This is a genomic window from Clostridium fessum (assembly GCF_003024715.1).
Taxonomy (GTDB): domain Bacteria; phylum Bacillota; class Clostridia; order Lachnospirales; family Lachnospiraceae; genus Otoolea; species Otoolea fessa.
Window position 1 is genome coordinate 1 of record NZ_PYLO01000029.1, and the last position, 713, is coordinate 713.

Annotated in this window: 1 protein-coding gene and 1 pseudogene; both read left to right on the forward strand. The window is 43.1% G+C overall.

From position 1 onward, the window contains the following. Nucleotides 1-124: transposase (locus tag C7U56_RS15380; protein ID WP_181357275.1), on the forward strand; the 124-nt coding region annotated here is incomplete at its 5' end. Between the two features lie 8 nt (nt 125-132). Beyond that, nucleotides 133-713: pseudogene (locus C7U56_RS15385) on the forward strand (IS200/IS605 family accessory protein TnpB-related protein); the annotation flags it as partial.

A 713-nucleotide genomic window follows, 5' to 3' on the forward strand; every position in this document is an offset into this window, starting at 1 on the left:
ACAGGAGCTATGGGGAGGACATTTGTGGAATCCATCCTATTGTGCAGTCACCGTAAGTGACCGAAGCAGGGATCAGGTATTGGCATACATTGCGGGACAAAAAGAGAAGGAAAAAAGAAAGTAGGAAACTTTATGCAGATTGTATCCAGCTATGGAGTAGAAATTAAAAAAAAGAATATACCGCTCCGCGTTACACTGGATATTTTCCGGAAAGCAGTTTCCTATCTGATTCCGGTGTATGCAGAGACATGGGAAGAACTTTCAGAAATCAAAAATCTACAAAAACGCTTTAATGAGGCGGAACATCTGGTACATGAGACAAAAAAGAATCATGCCAGATTTCCGTTTGACCGTCATTTTCCTAAGATGCCATCTTATCTGAGAAGAGCGGCGATTCAACACGCACTTGGAGCAGTGTCCTCCTATCAATCACGCCTTAGTTTGTGGGAAAAGGGAGAACTGAGGGGGAAACCGAAGCTGGTCTGTGAGAATCATGCGATGCCGGTATTCTATCGGGATGTCATGTATAGGGAAGCAGAACCGGGAGAAGATACGGCTTATTTAAAGCTATTTGATGGGCGTGAGTGGAAGTGGTTTCAGGTGAAATTACTTCATACCGATATGGAATATCTTCGAAAAAAGTGGAGCGGGAAAGAGGCATCTGCCCCAACTTTGGAAAGGAAACATCATAAATATTTCCTTCGGTTTTCATA